This window comes from Microcoleus sp. Pol14D4, assembly GCF_036701245.1.
Lineage (GTDB): Bacteria > Cyanobacteriota > Cyanobacteriia > Cyanobacteriales > Microcoleaceae > Microcoleus.
In genome coordinates this window covers 46,368-67,506 of sequence record NZ_JAUBQM010000021.1, presented here as the reverse complement: position 1 = coordinate 67,506, position 21,139 = coordinate 46,368, and the positions used below count along the sequence as shown (strand labels likewise).

Genomic DNA, 21,139 nt, shown 5'->3' with positions numbered 1-21,139 from the left:
CCAATAACAACTAACCAATAACAACTAACCAATAACAACTAACCAATAACAACTAACCAATAACAACTAACCAATAACAACTAACCAATAATTAATAACTGATTACTAACTTCCTGGTTTGCAGACATTGTAATCTTCGTGCGACAAAACTTTTTGGGGAATTAAGAAAGTGCCGCAATCTTCACAAAGCATTCTGTAGTTGCGAGTTACAGGAATACTGATTATCAAACGGTTGTGACGCAGGCGTTTGCCGCCGAAATCTCTGTAATTCTTATTTTCGCCCAAAGCTGCTATAATTGCGCGGGCTTTAGTAACTACGTGGTCGGGCAGACCTCTGAGATCGATGATATCTCTAGCAAATGATGCTTCCCTCTCTTGTTTTTTGGTTTGTTTTTGTGTCAGCACTTCAACGTAATGCTGCTGCGCCACCAACTCTTGCGTGCAGCGATGGCACGCTTTACCATATCCTTTGTGACCGCACGGAAAAATTCTTTTTCTTTTAGCCATAAAGCAGCGGTATAGGGTTTGACCTACGCCCCTGAATGCTGCTACCCTACCAGTGATGCTTCCGGCATCGAGGCAGTTCTACAAGACGCAAAATCTATTCCCTTGCATAAATTTAATAGGTTGTAACTTTACTTGATCCAATAGATTTGAACTGTGGGAAGGCTAATAACCTCTATATTTTTTAAAATTTTGTGACTGTATTGTATTATCATTTACTCGGTTTCTGTTGTGCTGGGCTGGTGGCGCTCAATCTGGCGGGCTGCGGACGAACAAAGCAAGACGTGCAGAATTTACCTCTCAGTCTGGCTCCATTGCCTCAAGACCCCTTGTTGCAAGTATACTTCAATCAGTCGATCGCTTCGAGTTATACAGAGCCTTACCGCCAGCAAACTAGACCTGGGGATGATTTAGAAAACTCGATCGCTGTTGCGATCGCCAGTGCTAGATCGACGGTAGATGTAGCGGTTCAGGAGTTTCGCTTGCCCAGTATTGCGAGGGTTTTGGCCGATCGACAGCGATCGGGAATTAAAGTGAGATTAATTGTCGAACATATCTATAGTCGCCCTTGGAGCGATTTTACAGCTCAGGAGTTAGCGAAATTACCGGAAAGAGAGCGCGATCGTTATAGCGAATTTGTGCAACTTGCCGATCGCAATAAAGACGGTAAATTGAGTGCCGAGGAAATCAAGCAAAATGATGCTTTGGTAATTGTCAAGGATGCGGGCATTCCTGTAATTGATGATACTGCTGACGGCAGTAAAGGCAGCGGTTTGATGCACCACAAATTTGTGGTAATTGATGGCAAAACCGTAATCGTCACTTCTGCTAATTTTACCACAAGCGATATACACGGCGATTTTAAAACAGCAGCAAGTCGCGGCAATGCTAACAATTTACTGAAAATTGAAAATCCTCAATTAGCGCAACTATTTACTCAAGAATTTAACATCATGTGGGGCGACGGGCCCGGAGGCAAACCGGACAGCAAGTTTGGCATCAAAAAGCCGTTTCGTCAAGTGCAAAAAGTAAGAGTAGGGAATGCGACTGTTGCGGTGCAATTTTCGCCGACTTCCCAGACTTTGCCTTGGGAAAAAAGCCCTAACGGTTTGATAAATCGAACTTTGGGTACTGCGAAAAAGTCGGTTGATTTGGCCCTGTTTGTATTTTCGGCTCAGCGGTTGTCAAATACTTTGGAAATTGAAGCTGGGCGAGGAGTTGCGGTGCGAGCTTTAATTGACTCTAATTTTATTTATCGCTCTTACAGTGAAGGTTTGGATATGATGGGGGCGACTTTCAGGGAAAATTGCCGGTTAGAAGCTGACAATCGCCCTTGGAGAAAGCCGCTGACTGCGGTGGGAGTGCCGCTATTACCGATGGGCGATCGCCTGCACCACAAATTCGGCGTTGTGGACGGCAAAACTGTGCTTACAGGTTCTCACAACTGGACTGAGGCTGCAAATCACGGGAATGACGAGACGCTGCTGGCGATCGAGAGTCCCGTAGTTGCAGCCCATTTTGAGCGGGAGTTCGATCGGCTTTACAAAGGTGCAATCTTAGGAATTCCCGCCCGAATTAAACAGAGAATTGACGCTAAGAAAAAAGAGTGCGATTCACTACAAGCAGCCTCAAAATCGGCGAGTGATAAACCTGAAATTGCTGCGGGTAAAAAGTTAGTTAATTTGAATGCCGCAACTCAGGAAGAATTAGAAACCTTGCCTGGGGTTGGCCCGAAGTTAGCCGAGAGAATTATTGCAGCGCGGCAACAGCAACCTTTCACTTCTTTGGAGGATGTGGCACGGGTACAGGGAGTCGGGGACAAGATTTTAAAGAGATGGCGCGATCGAGTAACTTGGTAGTTAAGTTCGTACTCAAGACTTCATTCCTGACTCTGTAAAGTTCGCACTAATAACTTCGGTCCTTCCTTTCGCAACTGAGCATCCAAGACTCAAGCCTTCACTATAAACCTATTCGATCTTTGACAACACCTCAGATCGCAAGTTAAAATAGCTCCTAAACAAAATGCTATCTATTCACATTAGAGGTAGAGACAGATGGAACACGCCAGATTTGTTACGGGGAGGTCACAAATCAAATTTCTAGCTATTTTTATGGGAGCAATTTTTTTGACAATAGCAGCTTTCACAGTCAGCGCTCAGCAGACTGGCGAAGCACAATTTAGGGTCAAAAACGAAAACACTTTTAATATTAATTTGATTCAATTTAAGCGCATTGAATATGTAGGTTCATGTGCAGGTACTGTCTTCTCTCCTGATTCGCAAAGCGCTCGATTTCTTTCCAGCAAGACTCCCCCCGGTCCTAATAGAAGGGTGATAATTAAAAATGTGACTGAGGGAATGGAAACTAACCCATATCCTTACACAGATAGAGGTTACGACAAAGGTGAGTTTTCCGAGGATTTTGGATTTAAGTTGGGTAACAGTCACAAAACAAGAACTTTTTCGGTTTTAGAGGGAGAAAATAAGTTTATCTATGAAATTAAAGAAAATGACCAAGTTATAGAACAGGGTGCGCTTACTGCTGAAGTTTCTATAGAAAGCTTAGGTACTTTTCCCCGTCAGCAAATTTGCGAAGATAAGGTCGAATGTCGGGATACTGCTGATTGTCGCGACCGTAAAGGCAGAAAAAGAAGTTGCAGACGAGAGTGTTTTCCTGTTCAACAGTGTCGCTGTCCGTAACTACTTTCTGTCATCAAATTATTTGCTTTAATTAACGGCTGAAGAGACAGAGCAATAACAAACAAGAACAAAGAGAAGTTATTTTCCGGTGAAAAGGGGCAACCACAGGAGAGTGCCCCTCCAACAAAATTATTGGTTTAAGTAATCGGGTGAAAGTAAAATGCGGCTCCTAAGACGGTGTATGTTGCTAAAAGCAGCACTCCTTCGAGCCAATTCGAGCGGCCGTCGAGACTAATTAGATTAGCAATTGTCACGGCAATGGCAACTGCAACTACTTCAAATGGATTGAAGTTTAAATCCATCGGCTGGTGAATCACCAATCCGATAATCACCAACACCGGCGCTACCAGCAAAGCAACTAGCAAACTCGAACCCATCGCGACAGAAACTGACAAATCCATATTGTTTTTCATCGCAACTCCCACCGCAGTTACATATTCTGCCGCCCCGCCAACAATCGGCAACAGAATTACCCCTGTAAACAGCGGCGTCAATCCCAATCCTTTGGTAGTTTCTTCCACAACACCAACGAAAATTTCTGATTCAAAAGCAACGGCAACAGTTGAGGCAACTAGCACTCCTATCCACAGCCACAAATTCGGTTTGTGCGTAGTAGATTCCTCTTTAGTATTTTGAGGATTTTCTGACTCTAGTTCGAGTAACCCAACATCGTAAAGATAGCTGTGAGTTTTTAATGAAAAGAGCAGAGTTAGAGCGTAAACTGCAATTAGGACGATCGCAGTTATTAAGGAAAGATTCTGAATGGCTGCGGGCTCGACGCCATTGGAGGTATAAATTACCATTGTCGGCAGCAGGATTGCAATCACTGCTAGAGTCATTGTGGAACCGTTCACCCGCGCGATAATCGGTTTAAATTCTTGTTCTTTGTAACGGATTCCTCCTAGCAGCATGGAAAATCCCATGACTAAGAGCAAGTTGCTAATAATTGTACCGGTTATGCTGGCTTTCACAATGTCAATTAAGCCAGCTTTCAGAGCAACTATGGCAATAATTAATTCCGTAGCATTGCCGAAGACTGCATTTAATAAGCCGCCTATGGAGGGGCCTGTAACGATCGCCACTTCTTCTGTTGCGGTGCTCAACCAAATAGCCAGAGGTATAATGCCTAAAGCGGATGTGATGAAAACTGCGAGGGAACCCCAGTGCAAATACTCAGCGGCGATGGAAATGGGGATGAAAATTAACAGCGCTATGGAAAGAATCTTTTTGATTGACATAGGAACTCGGATGGTATATGGAAGGGTGAGGTCGAGTTGTCGGAGCGATCGTCAAGTTGATTTTACATTATTTAACTGTACTGTGACACCCAAATACGGATACAATCCCCGGACTTGAGTTGTTGAGATCAATCATGGTTTAGACAACAGTTCTAGCCGCCAGCGAGTGGCTGTGGAGTCCATCTAAAATCTAAAATCTAAAATCTTAACTCCACTGAATGTTGTCTATCTGAGAAAAATTGCGCCGTCATTCCGAATCCTTAAAGATGTTTTATCCAAACCTAAATCATTTGTCTCGTCTAATCTTACCTCTACTGTTCCTTCGCCACTAGGTTTCAAACTGGGTTTCAATAACGCACCATCTAGTCGCCTAAATACAATAGAGGCGGGTAATGTCAATGCTGGCAGCGCGACTGTTGAATTTTCCGCTAAACTCTGGCGGTTAGTCTGTCCAACCACCTGAAAAAATAGTCGATCGTTGGTTTTATTGGTTAATCTAACATTGACTTTGCCATTAACGGGAACTATCTTGCCGTCAGGATCTCTTTCTGGTTCGTTAGTTTGAGATATTTCGCCAGCAAAACTCGCATCGTGGGTAAAAAGCAAAAAGCTGTTGCTTGCTACGGCTAAGCTGACCGCCAGTAGACTTACCACCCAGGTTTTATCGATCGCTAATTTGCACATTTATTTTGTTGACTTTTGATCTAAAAATTATCACAAGCGATTTTACCTGATCCTGCTATTTTCTGACAAGTTGCCTAGGAAGTAAATCCGAGCTTTTTCTAGCTGATACATTTACGGTGAAGAGGAAAGTGAATATAATATTATGAAGTTATAGAGATATGGCAAATGTATGTCTTAGTCTGTAGTTCCAGTTGTTGAATAAAAGTAAGTGGATAAGTCGCCCAAATTAACTTTTTAATCGTACCTATTCTCTCAAAGTAATTTTTATCAAAAATACAAAGTATATATAAAGCTCTCTTAATCACCTGCCCACAGCAACAGTTTTATATAAAAAATTGCGATTTTTTAGTTGACAAGTGGCAGCTTTATCCAGCAGCATACAATCTTGACTTATTAGTTTTCCCATCTGACATGATCGGTGGATGAAATACGGCCTCTGCCATTAGTTGAAGAGTTGATGAAAAAAGAAAAAGCTCGGTTTCAGGACAGGAATAGGAATCAGGAAGAAGGAAGTTCGACAACGAAGCCGTGTAGGAGATTTAACGGCTCGAAGTTGAGGGAAGAAAGAACATTTTCTCAACTTCCCCACTCTCCTCCTCCCGCAGCAACTACTCAACCCAACGCACCCGAACAAAATGAGCTTCGCGTCCCCAGAAGTCGTGACTTACAGTAATATCAACAACACTCAAATTAAACGGAATAGCAGTTGTTACGTAACGCTGAGCCAGAGATCCCACATCAGGAGCTAACTGAGCCGCAGCAGCCGCCGCTGCACCCAAACCTAAAAGTTGCAGAATGGGCCCCCGGGGCAGGGCTAAATTAATGCCAACAGCAAGTCCAGCCGTTAGCAGCATTGCCACCGACAAATTCGTGCCACAGCGGGGATGTACAGCTAAATCCCACTCTCCGCTGCCAATCCGATGCAAAGCCTCGCGTACTGCCTGACGCAACTGTGCAATGTTAACGCGACCGTAAAGATAAAATCCTTGGTCTGTGGACATCCCGCCCAACAACTCATTATCGGTTCTTGCTGTGGCCTCGCCGCCAGATTGGCCCAGTACCCAAACAGTAGCGTGTTCCAAAGCATGAACCTGCCGCAAAGCCAATATTTCCTTCAAGCCGGGTACAAAACCGAGTTGTCGCAACAAATCAGCATCTTGAGTCCGCTGCGGGGCAAAGTCGAAGGGAAACTGGCCGGTGCGGCCGGAAGCAGAAGCAGTAGTTGTCATATCAAAACGCCTCCATTAACTCCATTAAGTGGATATTTAACATTAGCAATTCCGTTGAGAAAAAGCCGGTCATAAATTATCAATAGTTTTCACTTTAAAACCTAGCAAGGGCAGGTTTTGTGCAAAAATTATTAGCCCTCTACCTGCCCTTAGTAACAGAGCGCACTTATTCCCAGTTTATCGTTCTAGCCGCTGGCCGTCGCGGAACACTCCTGGAAACCGTCGGCCACTGGTATCGATAATTGTCCCTTTGCCGTGAGGCAATCCCTTACGGAACTCTCCCTGATAGCGGATACCGTTAGAAAACGCGCAGCTACCCCTAGCATCGAGTTCTTGATTAAAGAACTGTCCCGAACACCGGGTACCGTCAGCGCGGGTGAAGACTCCCGCACCCAAAGGCTTGCCCCCCAAAAATTGACCGACAAAGCGATCGCCGTTAGCAAAAATGAATTGCCCCTGTCCAGTCGGCGTACCCACTTTCCAATCCAGAGAAAACGGCCCTATATAGCGATCGCCATTAGTAAAAATAGCTGTCCCGGAGCTGATTCTGCCATCTCGGAATACGCCCTCGACGCGGGCGTCGTCCTTAAATATAAATTGTCCTCGACCGTTTGGCTGGCCGAGACGGAACTGCCCCTCATAGCGATCGCCGGTGGAATATACGTATACCCCCGTGCCACTCGGCAAACCGTTAACGAAGTCTCCGATGTAGCTATCGCCATCGTCGTAATCGCACCTAACTCTACCTGTAGCGATAGCTGGGACGCAGCGACCGGTTTTAGCTCCTGTTCCTTGCGCCATTGATGGCAAGGGATAAGTCGCGTAACTACCAATTCCCAACACTGATGTAACTAATAGAGCGATTCCACTGGTTTTAAAACGGGAAATCATTAACAAAGTCTCTCCTATACGCTTCTGGATATTATTTTGCTTCGTCATTTGTCTTTTGTCCGATTTCTGGTCAGAAGTGGCCTGAAAACCTGAATTTATGCTTTACGAAACTCCGCGTTTGCCGTTGCGATATACCCCCGGAAAGCGCCTGCCGCTAGCATCGATCATCGTTCCGACACCGTGAGGCACTCCCTTTCGCAATTCTCCTTCATAGCGCGTACCGTTCGGGAAAGTGCAGGTGACACTAGCGTCAAGTTCTTGATTGAAAAATCTGCCGGAACAGCGAGTGCCGTCTTTGCGTACTAATACCCCTGGACCAAAGGGGGAACCTGCAAAGAATTCTCCTTCATAGCGATCGCCATTGGTATAAAAAAATTGACCCCGCCCTGATGGTTGGCTGCTAATGGCATCAGTCTGAACGTTCCTGACGACTGCGAAGTTTCCGACATAGCGCTCGCCGTTGGGGAAAACCACCGTCCCATACTTCATCGTGCCGTCTTCAAACACGCCTTCGTAGCGGGCATCATCCTTAAAAATGAATATCCCTCTGCTGCCACTTGGCACTCCCTTCCGAAATGGTCCTTCGTAGCGATCGCCATTAGCGTACACGTAGACTCCCCTGCCGTCGGGCAGGCCGTTGACGAAATCTCCCTCGTAGTTATCGCCTCCCTCGTAATTGCATTTCACTCTCCCCGTAGGAGGGTTTCCTTGGCACAAGGGAGGGCGTTTTCCTTCTTCTGGTGTTGCCTCTGGTGTTGGCTGTGGTGTTGGTTGAGCCATTGATGGCTGGGGATTCAAGAGATTAGTGGCGCTTCCGATACAAGAAGCAACTAATATCACCATCCCTAATTTTTGAATTGAACCGAGCATGAGAAATCTCCTTTGACTTCCATTACTAATAGGGATTTTATATAAGCTAAGACTCGCTGAAAAGTCTTCTATTTTTTAATCCCTAATGTTTTTTCCCAGAAGCGACTAACTCACTCTATATTAATTTTACCTTCAGATTCGATATCAGCCATAAATGCAAAAAGGCAAAAATTAGAGTTTTTGCCCTTAGCATTTTTCATACTTTGCTGTCTATTTTCAGCGTCGCGCTGAGCTATTCGGATTTGACAGACGGCTAATAACTGCATTGGCGGGTTGTTGGCGACTTGCAGGTTTTTCGCCAACACCTTTGGCAACCTCAACGCCGTTTTCCTCTAGAATCACGATCGGATCGGCTCCGGGCTTGATATCCACCCGCTTCACCAACACTTGCCCGTTAGACAGTCGCTGCCCGACTTTGACATATCGGCTGGTTGGTTCATTCGGTACTTTGACAATCACTTGCGTCTCGTTCCCGACTTTTACCACCCCGCTGACTTCAGTGCCTGTAGCGAGGTCAGTAGAAGGCGGTGGCGGTGGTGCAGGAACTACTGGTATCTGCGGAGGAGGTGGGGGATTGGGGTCTCTCCACTGGGTCGGGCGCTTGTCTACTGGCAGTTCCGGCAGATCCGGCACTCCTATGGGTCTAGCTGCAATTGGCTGGGGCGGGCGCGGGGGTGCAGGACGGCGGCCCACTTGAGGCGTATTCAGCCCCGGAACTTGGCGGGGCGAGCCAATTTGCGATCCATCGCCTCCTGGGAAACCAGGCTGTCCAGGGCGACTGCCCAATTGAGGCGTATTCAGCCCCGGAACTTGGCGCGGGGAGCCAATTTGCGCGCCTTCGCCTCCTGGAAAACCAGGCTGTCCAGGGCGACTGCCCAATTGAGGCGCATTGAGTCCGGGAACTTGGCGCGGGGAGCCAACTTGCACGCCTTCGCCTCCCGGCAGAGAAGGATCTCCTGGGCCCGCTGCTATTAACGGAGATCCCGCTGGGCGGCGCCCTAATGGCGGGGGGCTTAGCCCAGGCACTTCTGGCAACCGGGCTAATTCCCGACCCAGGGCCCTCTCGCCTGCGGGCTCACGATTTGTCGGGGTTGCGGATAGAACTGGCAGAAGAGGCGCTTTTGCGATTGTTCGCGCCTCATAGTCTTGATCGCGGAGGGCTGCATCAAGTCTGTTCTTGCCCTGCCGCCAAACTGCTTGCAGCAAATTGATTCGCGTCACGCAGGACAGTTCCCCCCTTCTTACTGTCGGCGGTCGATATACCTCAATTGCCTCGGCAATTTCCGGCACTATCGAACACCGCAGAGCATCAGCAGGCGATTGATCTCCGTAAAGGTTCCACAGACTTGAGGCTGTCCGATATTCATCGAGAGTCTTTTGTATTCTTCTGAAGAATGGCCGGTTAGTTAGGAGTAACTCTCGTCTGGTTGAATTCTTTTGTCCTTCTTTTCCGTAAATAGTATCAACCAATGTACCCAGATCTGTACGGTACTCAGAATATTGTGTGGTGTCGTCTAGCAGAGCCTGAAGCGTCCTAAATTCGCTGACAACGTTTCTTGCTGTCGGGCTGAGATTGATTTGGGGAGCGGCCGGGCCTCTGAGCTTAGTTCCTCCAATTTGGACGGGGCGGGATAGTTCTGGCAGTTTAGGTATCATTGCCACCTGTCGCTGTGGCAGTGTGGGCAACGGATTGGCGGTCATCGGCCCTGCTGGGACTCCGCCCGGGACATCGCCAACTCCGGGAGGGTTTTGAACTACGATCGGCGGCAGCGGCCCAAAGGGGTCTAACTGAGAAGGATTGGCTGTCAAAGGGCCTTGGGGCACCGGCTGAAGCGGAAGCGTTGGATTCCTGTTTTTGTTATTGCCGATGCCTGTTTGAGCCTGTCTTGCTCGTTCGTCTGGGTTGGTCGATCGAATTAACCCTGGAGGCTGGGCGGCTACTATTGGAGACTGGAAAGTCTGAGTTCCTGGAGTGGGGCTGGCAGAGGCTGCCGGAGACGGAGATGCTTCACTAGGGCTGGGGCTGGGGCTGGCTGTGTTGCTGCTTTCGTCGCCACCGCATCCTCCGATCGAGAAAGCTAGTAGTCCTATAGTCGCAAAATATAAAAGTTTGTACATTGCCGATCGCCCCTAAATGCTTAATTTCAAGATCTCCAACAAGGCTCTGCAATTACAGCCTGTTGCCGTTTATCAGTTTATCTGTGTTCGATGTTATGCGATCGCTTGAAAATTGCCAAGTTTTCCTGACGATCCGATCTGGGGATCGGGCGATCGGTTTTTGGGAGCGGGTTAGGATATCAGTGGCGGTTGTTGTTCGACATATTGAATCAATTAAGGTATTTAGATTATGGCAAAAGTGATTCTCAAGCCAATTTGGCGATCGACCTTGGTTTGTGCGAGCGTTTTGGTTGGTCTGGGATCGGTGGGGGGCAGCCAGGTACATTCTCATTCACATCAGCCAGAAACCCAGGTGATGACATTGGTGCCCGATGTGAGTTCCCAGCCGCTGGTGAAGCGGAGCTATCCCGAAGGGAATCGCACTATAACGGGATCGGGATTGACAACTGGAGAATTGTACTCTCAGTTTTGGAACCCGTCAAATTCTGGTGCCAAACCGCGAGCAAATCAACCGACGAAGCCACGGGGGAATCCACAGGTATTTCAAGCTAAAATCAAGCGTCGCGCAGGCGGGACGCCGGTGATTGATGTGGTATTTAACGGCAACAAGACTTTTGAGATGATTCTCGATACCGGGGCAAGTGGCACTTTGATTTCTCAGCGGATGGCTACTGCACTGGGAGTGAGGCCGGTGCGTACCGTGAGAGCGGGGATCGCTGACGGTAGCGTTGTCGAGTTCCCGATCGGCGTAGTGCGATCGATTCGGGTTGGGGGTGTTGCGATCCAAAATGTCGAAGTGGCGATCGCCAGACAAATGCCAATAGGTCTGCTCGGTCACGATTTCTTTGGCAATTACGATGTCAAAATTAAAAAAGATGTTGTAGAATTTTATATCCGCTGAAAGAGAGCAGAGTAGACAAGCGATTTTTGCTCAACTCGTGTCCTATAAAGTTATTCGCAGCCCGGTCAAGGCTTTTCAAATTATTGGTTGAGGCGGTAGCAAAATGCAACCAAGTGTGGTATTGTTCTTAGTGTTTCAAGAGCCACCGACGGTTAAACTATCCGTGAAATCCGGCCACAAAAGCACGGCTGCTGTTGGTGAGATCGGTAACAGTCTCCGACAACGATTCACAGTACAAGCCAAGGCAATCAATTAAACAATTCGCCAAGCCGGTCGAAATAAGTTCCCAAAATGCTGTGGCTGAGGGAATTTTGGTTGGCCTTGTTCAGCCGGAGCTGAGAAAGTATGTAAACTGATTAGCGGCAGATGTTCCGCAAAATCGGAAATCATGACGATCGAGAAATTAATTATTGTAAATAAGGTATTCACATGGCACAAGCGTCTGTATCTCCTGTAGTGCTGATTATTCTAGACGGCTGGGGTTATCGTGAAGAACAAGACGGAAATGCGATCGCCGCTGCGAAAACACCCGTGATGGACAGTCTCTGGGCTGCTTATCCCAGAACTCTGATTAAAACATCGGGCCGGGCGGTAGGGCTGCCAGACGGGCAAATGGGTAACTCAGAGGTTGGTCACTTGAATCTTGGCGCGGGCCGGGTGGTTCCTCAAGAGTTGGTGCGGATCTCGGATGCAGTGGAAGATGGTTCTTTGCTCAACAACCGCGCGCTGGTTGGGCTTTGCGAGAAAGTCCGCGCCACCGGCGGCAAGTTGCACCTGACTGGTCTTTGTTCTGAAGGTGGGGTTCATTCCCATCTCAGTCATATTAAGGGTTTGCTGCAATTAGCAAAGGCACAGGGAATTTCTGAGGTTTGCATTCACGCGATTACAGACGGTCGTGATACTACTCCGAAAGAGGGTGTCGAAGCTCTAACAAAGATTGAAAGTTATATCGCAGAGGTAGGGGTCGGTCGGATTGCGACCATCAGCGGCCGCTACTACGCGATGGACAGGGACAAGCGCTGGGATCGGGTGCAGCGTGCTTACGAGGTAATGACGACTGAGGGTGCGCCTGACGGTCGATCGGCTGTGGATGTGTTGCAGGCCTCCTATGCTGAAGGAGTGACCGACGAGTTTGCAGTTCCGACTCGGATTTCTCCGGGGGCGGTAGCATCCGGCGATGGGGTAATTTTCTTCAATTTTCGCCCGGACAGGGCTAGAGAATTGACTCAGGCTTTTGTATCTCCCGATTTTAAGGGGTTTGAACGGCAGTTAATTGAGCCGCTGGCGTTTGCGACTTTTACTCAGTACGACCCGAAACTGTCGGTAATGGTGGCTTTTGAACCGCAGAATTTGAACAATATTCTGGGCGAGGTGATTTCTAAGCACGGTTTGCAGCAGTTGCGGACGGCGGAAACTGAAAAGTACGCTCATGTGACTTATTTTTTTAATGGGGGTCTGGAAGAGCCTTTTATCGGGGAACACCGGGAGTTGGTGCAGAGCCCGATGGTGGCGACTTACGATGAGGCGCCCCAGATGTCGGCGGACTTGGTGACGGATGGGGTGGTGACGGCTTTGGAAAAAGGCATCTATTCGTTTATGGTGATTAACTACGCTAACCCGGATATGGTTGGTCATACGGGGAGAATGGATGCGACGATAAGTGCGATCGAAACTGTGGATAAATGTTTGGGGCGGCTGTTGAGCGCCATTAGTAAAGCTGGGGGAACGGCAATTATTATTGCTGACCACGGAAATGCTGAGCAGATGTTTGACGAGGACGGGAATCCCTGGACGGCTCACACTACTAACCCGGTGCCGTTTATTCTGGTAGAAGGCGAAGGTCGGAAGATTCCGGGTCACGGAACGGATGTTCCTCTGAGGGCGGATGGTTGTTTGGCGGATATTGCGCCGACGATTCTGGAGCTGTTGAGGTTGCCTCAGCCCCCGGAGATGACGGGACGTTCTATGATTCGATCGGCTGAGTTTGAAGTTCGCGCCAACCGCACTCCTGTGCGAGTCCGATTGTAGTAGGAACGCAGCACTAGGGACAAAGGCTTTCGCCCTTCTTCGTGTCAATTTAACGTCAAACCCAGTCACAGAATACTGTTTGACTATTAAGCCTAGATCCCCCCTAGCCCCCTTTAAGAAGGGGGGAACAGGAAATGGATCAAAGTCCCCCTTTTTAAGGGGGATTTAGGGGGATCTGGACTCAGGTAAAAACGAGATTTATCAAGGCTTTCAGGCTTAAGTTGACACCAATGGACTCTTGGAGTGTCCCTGCATAAATTGTGTGCGATCGACCGAATTTGATATGATAATAAATTACCGATTACTAATTACCAATTACTCCAGATTATGAATATTGTTTCTGTGTTACAAGTTATCTGGTCTTTGTCTGCTTTAGGACTTGTGGTTTTTGTGTTGCTGCACAGTCCTAAAGGCGATGGCATTGGAGGGATTGGCGGACAGGCTCAATTGTTTACCAGCGCCAAGAGTGCAGAAACGAGTCTGAACCGGATTACTTGGGGTCTGTCTATTGTTTTTATGGGTTTGACTGTGATTTTGAGTGCTGGTTGGTTGGCGCCTAAGTTATAAGATTTGGATTTTTAACCGCAGATGAACGCAGATAGACGCAGATAATCTCAAGTTCATCTGCGTTTATTTGTGTCTATCTGCGGTTGCAAAAATGCGGTTGTGGAAAGTTACGGTAAAATCTCGATTGCTGGCTGGTTTGGGATTGGCTTTATGTTGTTTTAGCTTGATAATTTTTACTCAGGTTAATACTCCGGCGGCGAGTCTTTCTTCTCTCCCTAATAGTTTGCCACATCCACAGGTTCACCCTTTGCCGCCAACGCTGGCCAATTGGCAAGATTCCACGGATAGTGGTGATTATTTTGACCAGGTTAAGCCACCGAATTTCGGTCATTTGCTATGGTCTAAGTTTCCGATTCAGGTTTATGTTGAGCGTCCAGTTGATGCTAATAAGTCTGAAGAATGGGTGGCGGCTGTGTTGGAGGTGGTGCGAGAATGGGGGGTTTATTTGCCTTTGGAAGTGGTGGATAGTTCGGAGGTGGCTGATATTAGGATTTTACGTCGGGCTCCCCCTTTGCGTCAAGGAGTTTTGCGATCGCGCTCTGGAGAGGCTACCTATGAATTGTATACCCGTCTGGATGGAAATAAAACTGTGCTATCTCATAGGTTTTCGGTTTATTTGAGTCCGACTCAAGTGGGTAAGTATATTCCGGCGACGGCGCGGCACGAGTTGGGTCACGCTTTGGGAATTTGGGGCCACAGTTTGATGGAAACTGATGTGCTTTATTTTTCTCAGGTGAGAAACCCTCCGCCTATTTCGGCTAGGGATGTTAATACTTTGAAGCGCGTTTATGAACAGCCGACTCGGTTGGGGTGGTAATATAAGTTTTGATATGTAAAATTTTGTCAGTAAAAAGATGAAAGATGAAGCTTTTGGCATTGTGCCAGTTTTTGCCACTGAAACTGATAGTTTGTTTTTGTTGATTCAACATCAAGCGGGACATTGGGCGTTTCCTAAAGGTCACGCGAATCCGGGGGAATCGGCGCTAGAAACGGCGAAGCGGGAGTTTGAGGAGGAAACTGGCATCCGCGATTGTGAGGTGCTTGAGGAGCCTAGTTTTGTGGAACGTTATTCCTTTGTTAAGGAAGGGAAGCCGAGTTCTGTGGAACATTATTCCATTGCCAAAGAAGGGGAATCAATTGAAAAGACTGTTACTTATTTTTTGGCTTTTGTAAATTCCATGGAAGTTCACTTGCAAGTAGAGGAAGTTCAAAATTCGGCATGGGGTTCATTTGAGGATGCAGTTAATCTGATTACTTTTGATGGGAATCGGCAAGTTTTAAGGGAAGTCAAAGCATTTTTGGACGCGAGGAAGGAGTGTTAATCAGTCTTGGATATACACACTTGTTTATGTAGGATGTGCATTGTTCACTTTACGCTATAAGTAGCCTGTTAAAGCACTTTTTGCGTCCGCGAATGTTAATATCTAGTCCGGTTATACGATCGCAATTAAGTTTGTAGTAAGGACTTTAGTGCTTAGTGACTGCAAGCTTTAAGAGAGAGCTCGATTCCTTACTACAAACAAATTATTTTGTTAGATACCCAACTTCTTCAATAAGTAGGGTATCTAGGTATTCTGTGTGATTATTTGTTGATTTTCTGGGCTTCGGCGTGGTGTTGCAAGCGAGAGAAAACGTTGTAGGCGTCGGGGCCGGGAGTATCGTGTTCGGCAGCGCCGTCGATGGGGCCGTCGATGGCTTTCCAAGCAGGAATTCCGCCTTTTAGTTCGGCTACTTTTCTAAAGCCTGCTGCGCGGAGGAGATTGGCAGCTTCGGCGGTTTGTTCGTCGTTTTCACCGTAAATGTAGATGTCGCGGATGGGTTCTAAACTCGATTGTGCTCGATCGACTAATTCATTCATTGGCATCATTACGGCGCCGGTAATGTGGCTTTTGGTGAAGCTTTCAAAGTCACGAGCGTCGATGATTGTGAGTCCGGGTTCGCCCCAATCTAAACGAGCTTTGAGGTCGTGGCTAGATGCTTGAGCTTTTAAACCAGGAGGGGTGGGAGTAACGTCGGGAAGTTTTTCTTTGATGTTGGAAATTTGGTCGGGAATAGTTTTCATGGGTAAAATGTTGTTCAATGTTTTGATTGCTATTGCAATGTAACAAGATGTTTAGGTTGAATTCGTCTTTCTAAAGGCAGAATCAGGCATTGAACTAAAGTCGCAGTTAAGCGGATTTGCTGGTTTTTAGCTGCGGTTGGGATCGCTACATTTGTTGAGGTTGCTAGGAGGTAGCGGGCTGTGCTTAAAATTGTTTCTATCCAATTTACTGCAGAGAATTGGAACTGCGATCGCTCGTTTGATTCGGTATTTATTTTATCAAAGGATCGCATTTTAGTCAATCCCAATTATTTTTAAATAAAATTTGCATACGTTATGTGTAGCTTCCCAGGGGATTGTTTTGAAAAGTTGAAATGTTTGTCAGCAACGTTTCTGGTAAAATTTGATAGTAACAACAAGTATTTAAAGGTATAGATTATGTCTGAAAAAGATGAAATTGCGGTGCCTAAACCTTTGACACCGGAAGAGCAAGCGCTTTGGGATGCGAAGGCGAAAGTTCGGGTACTGTTGAATTTGTGGGATTTGAGCGGCGGGAAGATGAAGGTGAAAAAGGGAGAGTTGACTAAGCGGATTGTGCGGACTAATGAGACGAGTCAGAGATATGTGGAAGTTCTCGGCGAGTTGCAGGCGACTGGGGCGATCGAGTATTCGCTGGTAAATCGGGTGACGCTGGTGGAATTGACGGCGAAGGGGAAAGAAGTTTTAGCGCAAGGCTTGAAAAGTAAGGATTCTCTGTTTGAGTTTGATGGTTCTCAAATTGGTACTCGGCTGGGAAATTCTTTGTTGAAGTGGATTCGGCATCAGGATGGTGCAGCAAGTGTTCGGGTTGAGAAAGGGAAGGCAGAGGTAGGGACGATCGCATCCTATGACGATTTTAAGTCCCAAGCCCTTGCCCTATTTGAGAAATTGGACAAAGGCTACAACTACATGGGACTTGTCCCAATCTGGCATCTGCGCCGTGAGCTAGGGGAACAGGTTAGCCGGGAGAATTTCAAAGACTTGATTATGCAGATGCAGGCCGATCGTTTATTTTATCTCCAAAGTGGAGAGGCTCGTGGAGCAACTGATGAACAAAAGCAAGACTCGATCAGCGATGACATAAGAGGTCTTTTATTTTTCGCTAGCAAACCATCTTGAGATTGAGGCAGAAAACAATGACTGATCCGTATACACCGTTTGAAGAAGCACGCAAGCAACAGCCGAATCCTTTCAAATTGAAACCCATCGTAAGCGCGGATGAGGTTTGGGGTGAAGTCGTAACTGATCTCCCTGACCTCAACCAACAGGTTGACCAAACAATCTATAAAGCAATTTCTGAAGTCCGCCAAAAATATTCTGATAAAATCGGGATTGCAGTCAAAGGTGATAGAGGCACAGGCAAAAGTCATACAATCCACCGGATATGGAAAACTATTGAGCGTGAGGGCGGAGCTGTATTTGCCTACATCCCTCAATTTACTAACGCTAGTCGAATTGACTCCCATGTACGATTCTACCTTTCACTCAGCTTTAAGCACCAAGATGTCAGAGGAGTAACGCAATGGCAGCAACTTGCTGCGTCTATGATTGCGACTCTTAAGGGAACAGAATTTGAAGAAAAATACCAGCCCTATCTTGAAAAATGCAATCATCCTGAAGAATTAAGGAAATACCTCATTCAAAATCTCAACCCACCTCAAAGATATGAATTTATTGATGAGGTAATCGAAGCAATCTTAGAATCTCAACATGACCTTGACTTTAATTTTTTGAAAGCCGTTTTATTTCTCATATTTAGATCGGCTCCAATCGCTCAAGTTGGTATGGCTTGGATTCAAGGTATAGATCATCCTGAAACCAAGCAAAGGGGTTTACCAGAGTTTTCGCAGCAAGAACAAGATGCCAAGTCTATTTGGTTCATAGAGCAGATATGTAAGCTTGCTGGAGTTTCATCACGACCAGTATTGATTTGTTTCGATCAATTAGACAATCCTAGTGGGAGTAATGACTGCGGAGATAGCGGAGCTCAAATAGTAGCTAGCTGCATAGATAGAATTTACTTTCAATGTAGCAACGTACTTCTCCTCTGTTGCGTTATTAGCGACAGATGGAGGGAAATTGAACAAATGGGAAGTGGCATACCCGATCGTGTAGGACAACGGTCTGTAACTACAAACCCACCGACTGCCGATCAGATGTTAGAGCTTGTTAAATTGAGGCTAGCTTGGTTTCACAGCCAAAACAGTCTAAATTCTGATGATTATCCGAATTTATATCCTTTCGATGCTAACGAAATCAGAGGTATTGCAAATAAAGCTGCTAGTGTGCGAAACTTGATGAAATGGTGTGCTGAACAATTTGATTCAGTGGAAATTGTAGCTCCCGGTACTTCAACCATAGACCCGAACGACAATAAACGGCAAGAGTTTCTGGATGCTTATAATGAACTCTTGAGTCGTGTTTCCGTACCCGATGCAAACGATGACCAGTTAGCTGGTATTATTGCCTCTACAATGGCAATGATTCCTAAAGATGGAACAGAAAATGTAATAATTACTTCGGTTACACATATTAAGCAGGCAGGTCACGATCTACATTTGATTATTGAGGGTCACGATTCTCTTCAACAAAAAACAGTAAGAATTGGAGTCAGAGTTTCCGAAACTTTGACTGGCATGACATTCAATGCAGTAATGCAACGACTGTTGAAATATGCCAAACATAACATTACTCGTGGTTGCTTAGTCCGCTCAACACCCGTTCCCCTCAGTTGGAAGAAAGGCAAACAGCTTGAAGAAAAACTTGTACAGGAACAAGGAGGTGAAGTTGTTGTTCTAAAGAAGGATGAGATCAAGCCTTTAGCAGCACTTCATCAAATTTACGAGGAGGCTGAGAACTACGGGTTTACTAAGCAGGAAGTGATTGACTTCGTTCAAGAATTAAACCTGGCTGCTAAAAATCCACTACTTTGTGAAATTCTAAGCGCTCCTACTTAATATGAATCTTGGAATTATTAAGGGTATTCAATTACCAGCTTGTGATGTTGACCTGCTAACATTAGGCAGGCTAATTGCTGTACCATTCAGGCAAAATATCAGAGAAGGTGAGGTACTCTGGCTCTATCCCAGTCAACACCTTCCTGATAATCTTAGCCTCGATCGATACTATCAGACTCAATATTTGACGAAGGCTGAAAGTGCATTTGCTGAACTTCAAACATATCCTATTCAGATTAAAGTCTGGGCGCGTTGTGAATATCATTGGCGGATTAATCCACAGCAAAAATACCTTTTAGAGAAAATTGCACAGTCAACAGTTTGGAAATTGGAAGCTTTGGAACATATTTTTGAAAAATACCAAGTTCTTAAGCTATTGATTTTACGAATTTATCGCCTGTCTAATTCTTGCGTAGTCAATGTGCAAACAGAGTCAGGAGCCTTCTATTGGCCGCAGCGCGACGATGTGATGGCAATGAATAGCGAGATTGATACTCCGGTGATTTCTGAAGCTAGTTTTTATCAGCGTAAAGCTCTCTTGGTGGCGGGAGAAGTCTATCCTTATAAATATTTAGAAGCTTTGCAGTTGCAAGTTGAGGAAATTGGTAGTAGCAACTTAGCTGCCAATCAGCTCAACGATGATATCAAAATATTTCTAGGTTGGTCTGAAAATTCACCAACAGCAAAACCAGACCGAGATTTAGCATGGATAAGTGCGATCGCACAAATCGGAAACTCTAGCGATGGTAATACATTTGAAAAGTTAGTCCGCAAAAGTTTTATCAAGCTAGGATTTGCTAATTCTAATACCAATCCGAAAGCTAGTCTCAATCCAGAATCAACAGGCGGCGCTGGTGGTTTAGACTTTTATTGCGAGACTCCATATCCAGTAGCGGGAGAGTGCAAAGCTAGCAAATATGAAAGTGTACCTAATAGTGTCACCGCTCAATTGGTTCATTTAGGCTTGACTCACTTGGGTCAAGATAAGTTCGATCGATCGATTAAAATTATTTTGGCGGCTGGGCTTTTAACTAATCCAGCTAATCAAGCAGCTATTGGTAGTAAAATGAACGTAATTCGCCCTGAAACATTGCAAAAGCTGGTTGAACTGAAAGCTAAGCAACCAGGTTCGATCGATTTATTACAGTTAAAACCTTGTTTGGAACAACAGCCGTTTGGTGAGGAAGCCGATGTTAAGGTTAATCGCTATATTGACGATGTGCGGGAAAAGCTTAAAGTGCGATCGCACCTTGTCAAAATCGTGAAAAATCGTCTAGAAATCAGAGGGGTTGAAAATGTTGGAGTTGATGCTATTGATGGGGCATATTATGCTAATCCAAATCCACCTCAGCCATTGAAGCTTAAAGAAATGCACGAAATTTTAATAGAGCTTTCCTCACCATTGACGGGTTACTTAGGGCGAATTCAAGGAGAGGAGTGGCGGAGCGATCGCTTTTATTTCCTGCGCGACTTGCCGCTAGATGATTAAGATACGTCAAGGGCGATTCCCTGCGGGATATCTTCGCTTCACGTACTTCATCCAATTTCCTACACAGCATCAGGATCTACGCCCAATTCCCGCAACCTCGCCGCCAATCTTTCAGCGCGTTGTTCGACTGTTTGTAATTGCTGCAATTGAGCTTGTTCTGCCTTAATTAACCCTTCCACCAATGGCGGATCTAAAATTTCATTGACAGATAATCTCAGATTGGGAAATACTACCGATTCCATTTCCTCACCAGGTAAGAAATCTGTATACGTGTAACCATCTTCACCTTCAATCAATGCAAAAAGCCGGATTTTTTGCTTGCCACTTTTCGGATCTACAATGCAATATTCTGGCACATTCGCTAATTCGTACTCTCCGCGTTTAATCACGTAATCTGCACGGCGATTTTCGCTCACCACCTCTACCACTAACAGTGGCTTTTCCTCACAATCGAGGATACCTGCACCGGGTCTAGCAGCAGCTTGTTCCAAAAGACTTTGAGTGCAGACAACTACATCGGGAATCCGAGATTTATCTTCATCTGTTCTCACTCCCAGACCCGTTTTCACTACTAAGTCGAGATTGTGTTCAGCTAGGTAACGCTGCAATTGGTAAACTAAATATTCGCAAATTTTGATAGGTAAAATTGTGGCTGTTGGCATCGGGATTAATTTGCCTTTGTACAATTCGTATTTTACATCGTCCTTGCCTTGATAAAATCGGTATTCTTCAAAAGTTAAGGTCGGCGAAGTATCGAGCTGTTTTTCTTCGACTGCTGGCACAATAGATTGAGACATATATTTTTACCTATCTCGATAGTTTTCTATTATACTAAATTTTGATTTTAACACCCAAGGCATTGAGTACGAAAAGATCGATCGCCC

20 protein-coding genes are annotated in these 21,139 nt (G+C 46.0%); 10 read left to right on the top strand and 10 right to left on the bottom strand.

The genetic code is table 11. The annotated features are described in order from the left end of the window. Positions 1-105: 105 nt before the first annotated feature. Positions 106-507 carry a DUF7682 family zinc-binding protein gene (locus QUA33_RS10700; protein ID WP_333072821.1) on the bottom strand — a complete coding sequence of 134 codons (402 nt, stop codon included), beginning with the start codon at positions 505-507 and terminating at the stop codon, positions 106-108. Between the two features lie 191 nt (positions 508-698). Here QUA33_RS10700 and QUA33_RS10695 point away from each other — a divergent pair, with 191 nt between their 5' ends. Beyond that, complete coding sequence (locus QUA33_RS10695; RefSeq protein ID WP_333148583.1) at positions 699-2,363, top strand: DUF655 domain-containing protein; 1,665 nt, start codon at positions 699-701, stop codon at positions 2,361-2,363. A gap of 252 nt (positions 2,364-2,615) precedes the next feature. Then, positions 2,616-3,203 (top strand): hypothetical protein, encoded by a 588-nt coding sequence (locus QUA33_RS10690; RefSeq protein ID WP_333148582.1) that lies wholly within the window; start codon positions 2,616-2,618, stop codon positions 3,201-3,203. Positions 3,204-3,340: 137 nt separating this feature from the next. On the opposite strand, the gene cax is transcribed toward QUA33_RS10690, so the two are convergent. From cax to QUA33_RS10660, 6 genes are all read right to left on the bottom strand, one after another. Next, positions 3,341-4,441, bottom strand: a complete 1,101-nt coding sequence (gene cax, locus QUA33_RS10685; RefSeq protein WP_333067675.1) for a calcium/proton exchanger — start codon at positions 4,439-4,441, stop codon at positions 3,341-3,343. Between the two features lie 225 nt (positions 4,442-4,666). Continuing rightward, positions 4,667-5,125 (bottom strand): hypothetical protein, encoded by a 459-nt coding sequence (locus tag QUA33_RS10680; RefSeq protein WP_333148581.1) that lies wholly within the window; start codon positions 5,123-5,125, stop codon positions 4,667-4,669. Between the two features lie 608 nt (positions 5,126-5,733). Next, a complete protein-coding gene (locus QUA33_RS10675) occupies positions 5,734-6,354 on the bottom strand; it encodes a DUF6391 domain-containing protein (RefSeq protein ID WP_333067672.1) in 621 nt (206 codons plus the stop codon). A gap of 177 nt (positions 6,355-6,531) precedes the next feature. Continuing rightward, entirely contained in the window at positions 6,532-7,245 is a 714-nt protein-coding gene (locus tag QUA33_RS10670; RefSeq protein ID WP_333148590.1) for an MORN motif-containing protein, read from the bottom strand. 102 nt (positions 7,246-7,347) lie between these two features. Further along, positions 7,348-8,115, bottom strand: coding sequence for an MORN motif-containing protein (locus tag QUA33_RS10665; RefSeq protein ID WP_333148580.1), 768 nt, complete (start codon positions 8,113-8,115; stop codon positions 7,348-7,350). A gap of 216 nt (positions 8,116-8,331) precedes the next feature. Then, complete coding sequence (locus QUA33_RS10660) at positions 8,332-10,233, bottom strand: hypothetical protein (protein WP_333148579.1); 1,902 nt, start codon at positions 10,231-10,233, stop codon at positions 8,332-8,334. 229 nt (positions 10,234-10,462) lie between these two features. Here QUA33_RS10660 and QUA33_RS10655 point away from each other — a divergent pair, with 229 nt between their 5' ends. The 5 genes from QUA33_RS10655 to QUA33_RS10635 all read left to right on the top strand — a co-directional run bounded on the left by QUA33_RS10655 (position 10,463) and on the right by QUA33_RS10635 (position 15,051). Further along, the gene (locus QUA33_RS10655; protein ID WP_333148578.1) at positions 10,463-11,134 is read left to right on the top strand and encodes a retropepsin-like aspartic protease; all 672 of its coding nucleotides are present in this window, start codon (positions 10,463-10,465) and stop codon (positions 11,132-11,134) included. A gap of 429 nt (positions 11,135-11,563) precedes the next feature. After that, a complete protein-coding gene (gene gpmI, locus QUA33_RS10650) occupies positions 11,564-13,162 on the top strand; it encodes a 2,3-bisphosphoglycerate-independent phosphoglycerate mutase (protein WP_333148577.1) in 1,599 nt (532 codons plus the stop codon). A gap of 327 nt (positions 13,163-13,489) precedes the next feature. Next, positions 13,490-13,729: a preprotein translocase subunit SecG gene (gene secG / locus QUA33_RS10645; protein ID WP_015175238.1), complete on the top strand. Its 240-nt coding sequence runs from the start codon at positions 13,490-13,492 to the stop codon at positions 13,727-13,729. 91 nt (positions 13,730-13,820) lie between these two features. After that, the gene (locus QUA33_RS10640; RefSeq protein WP_333148576.1) at positions 13,821-14,546 is read left to right on the top strand and encodes a peptidase; all 726 of its coding nucleotides are present in this window, start codon (positions 13,821-13,823) and stop codon (positions 14,544-14,546) included. Between the two features lie 37 nt (positions 14,547-14,583). After that, positions 14,584-15,051, top strand: coding sequence for an NUDIX domain-containing protein (locus tag QUA33_RS10635; RefSeq protein ID WP_333148575.1), 468 nt, complete (start codon positions 14,584-14,586; stop codon positions 15,049-15,051). Between the two features lie 260 nt (positions 15,052-15,311). On the opposite strand, the gene QUA33_RS10630 is transcribed toward QUA33_RS10635, so the two are convergent. Both QUA33_RS10630 and QUA33_RS10625 read right to left on the bottom strand, forming a co-directional pair. Beyond that, positions 15,312-15,791 (bottom strand): rhodanese-like domain-containing protein, encoded by a 480-nt coding sequence (locus tag QUA33_RS10630; RefSeq protein WP_333148574.1) that lies wholly within the window; start codon positions 15,789-15,791, stop codon positions 15,312-15,314. Positions 15,792-15,820: 29 nt separating this feature from the next. Further along, entirely contained in the window at positions 15,821-16,063 is a 243-nt protein-coding gene (locus QUA33_RS10625) for a hypothetical protein (protein WP_333100629.1), read from the bottom strand. 145 nt (positions 16,064-16,208) lie between these two features. Here QUA33_RS10625 and QUA33_RS10620 point away from each other — a divergent pair, with 145 nt between their 5' ends. Genes QUA33_RS10620 through QUA33_RS10610 form a run of 3 tightly spaced genes read left to right on the top strand, consistent with a single transcriptional unit; the run spans position 16,209 to position 20,255 of the window. Continuing rightward, positions 16,209-16,928, top strand: a complete 720-nt coding sequence (locus tag QUA33_RS10620; protein ID WP_333148573.1) for a hypothetical protein — start codon at positions 16,209-16,211, stop codon at positions 16,926-16,928. Positions 16,929-16,945: 17 nt separating this feature from the next. Beyond that, a complete protein-coding gene (locus QUA33_RS10615; RefSeq protein ID WP_333148572.1) occupies positions 16,946-18,766 on the top strand; it encodes a hypothetical protein in 1,821 nt (606 codons plus the stop codon). A gap of 1 nt (position 18,767) precedes the next feature. Continuing rightward, a complete protein-coding gene (locus tag QUA33_RS10610) occupies positions 18,768-20,255 on the top strand; it encodes a DUF1802 family protein (RefSeq protein ID WP_333148571.1) in 1,488 nt (495 codons plus the stop codon). A 59-nt stretch (positions 20,256-20,314) separates the two neighbouring features. Here the strand turns inward: QUA33_RS10610 and QUA33_RS10605 are convergent, their stop codons facing one another. After that, the gene (locus QUA33_RS10605; protein ID WP_333148570.1) at positions 20,315-21,052 is read right to left on the bottom strand and encodes a Uma2 family endonuclease; all 738 of its coding nucleotides are present in this window, start codon (positions 21,050-21,052) and stop codon (positions 20,315-20,317) included. Between the last annotated feature and the right edge of the window lie 87 nt (positions 21,053-21,139).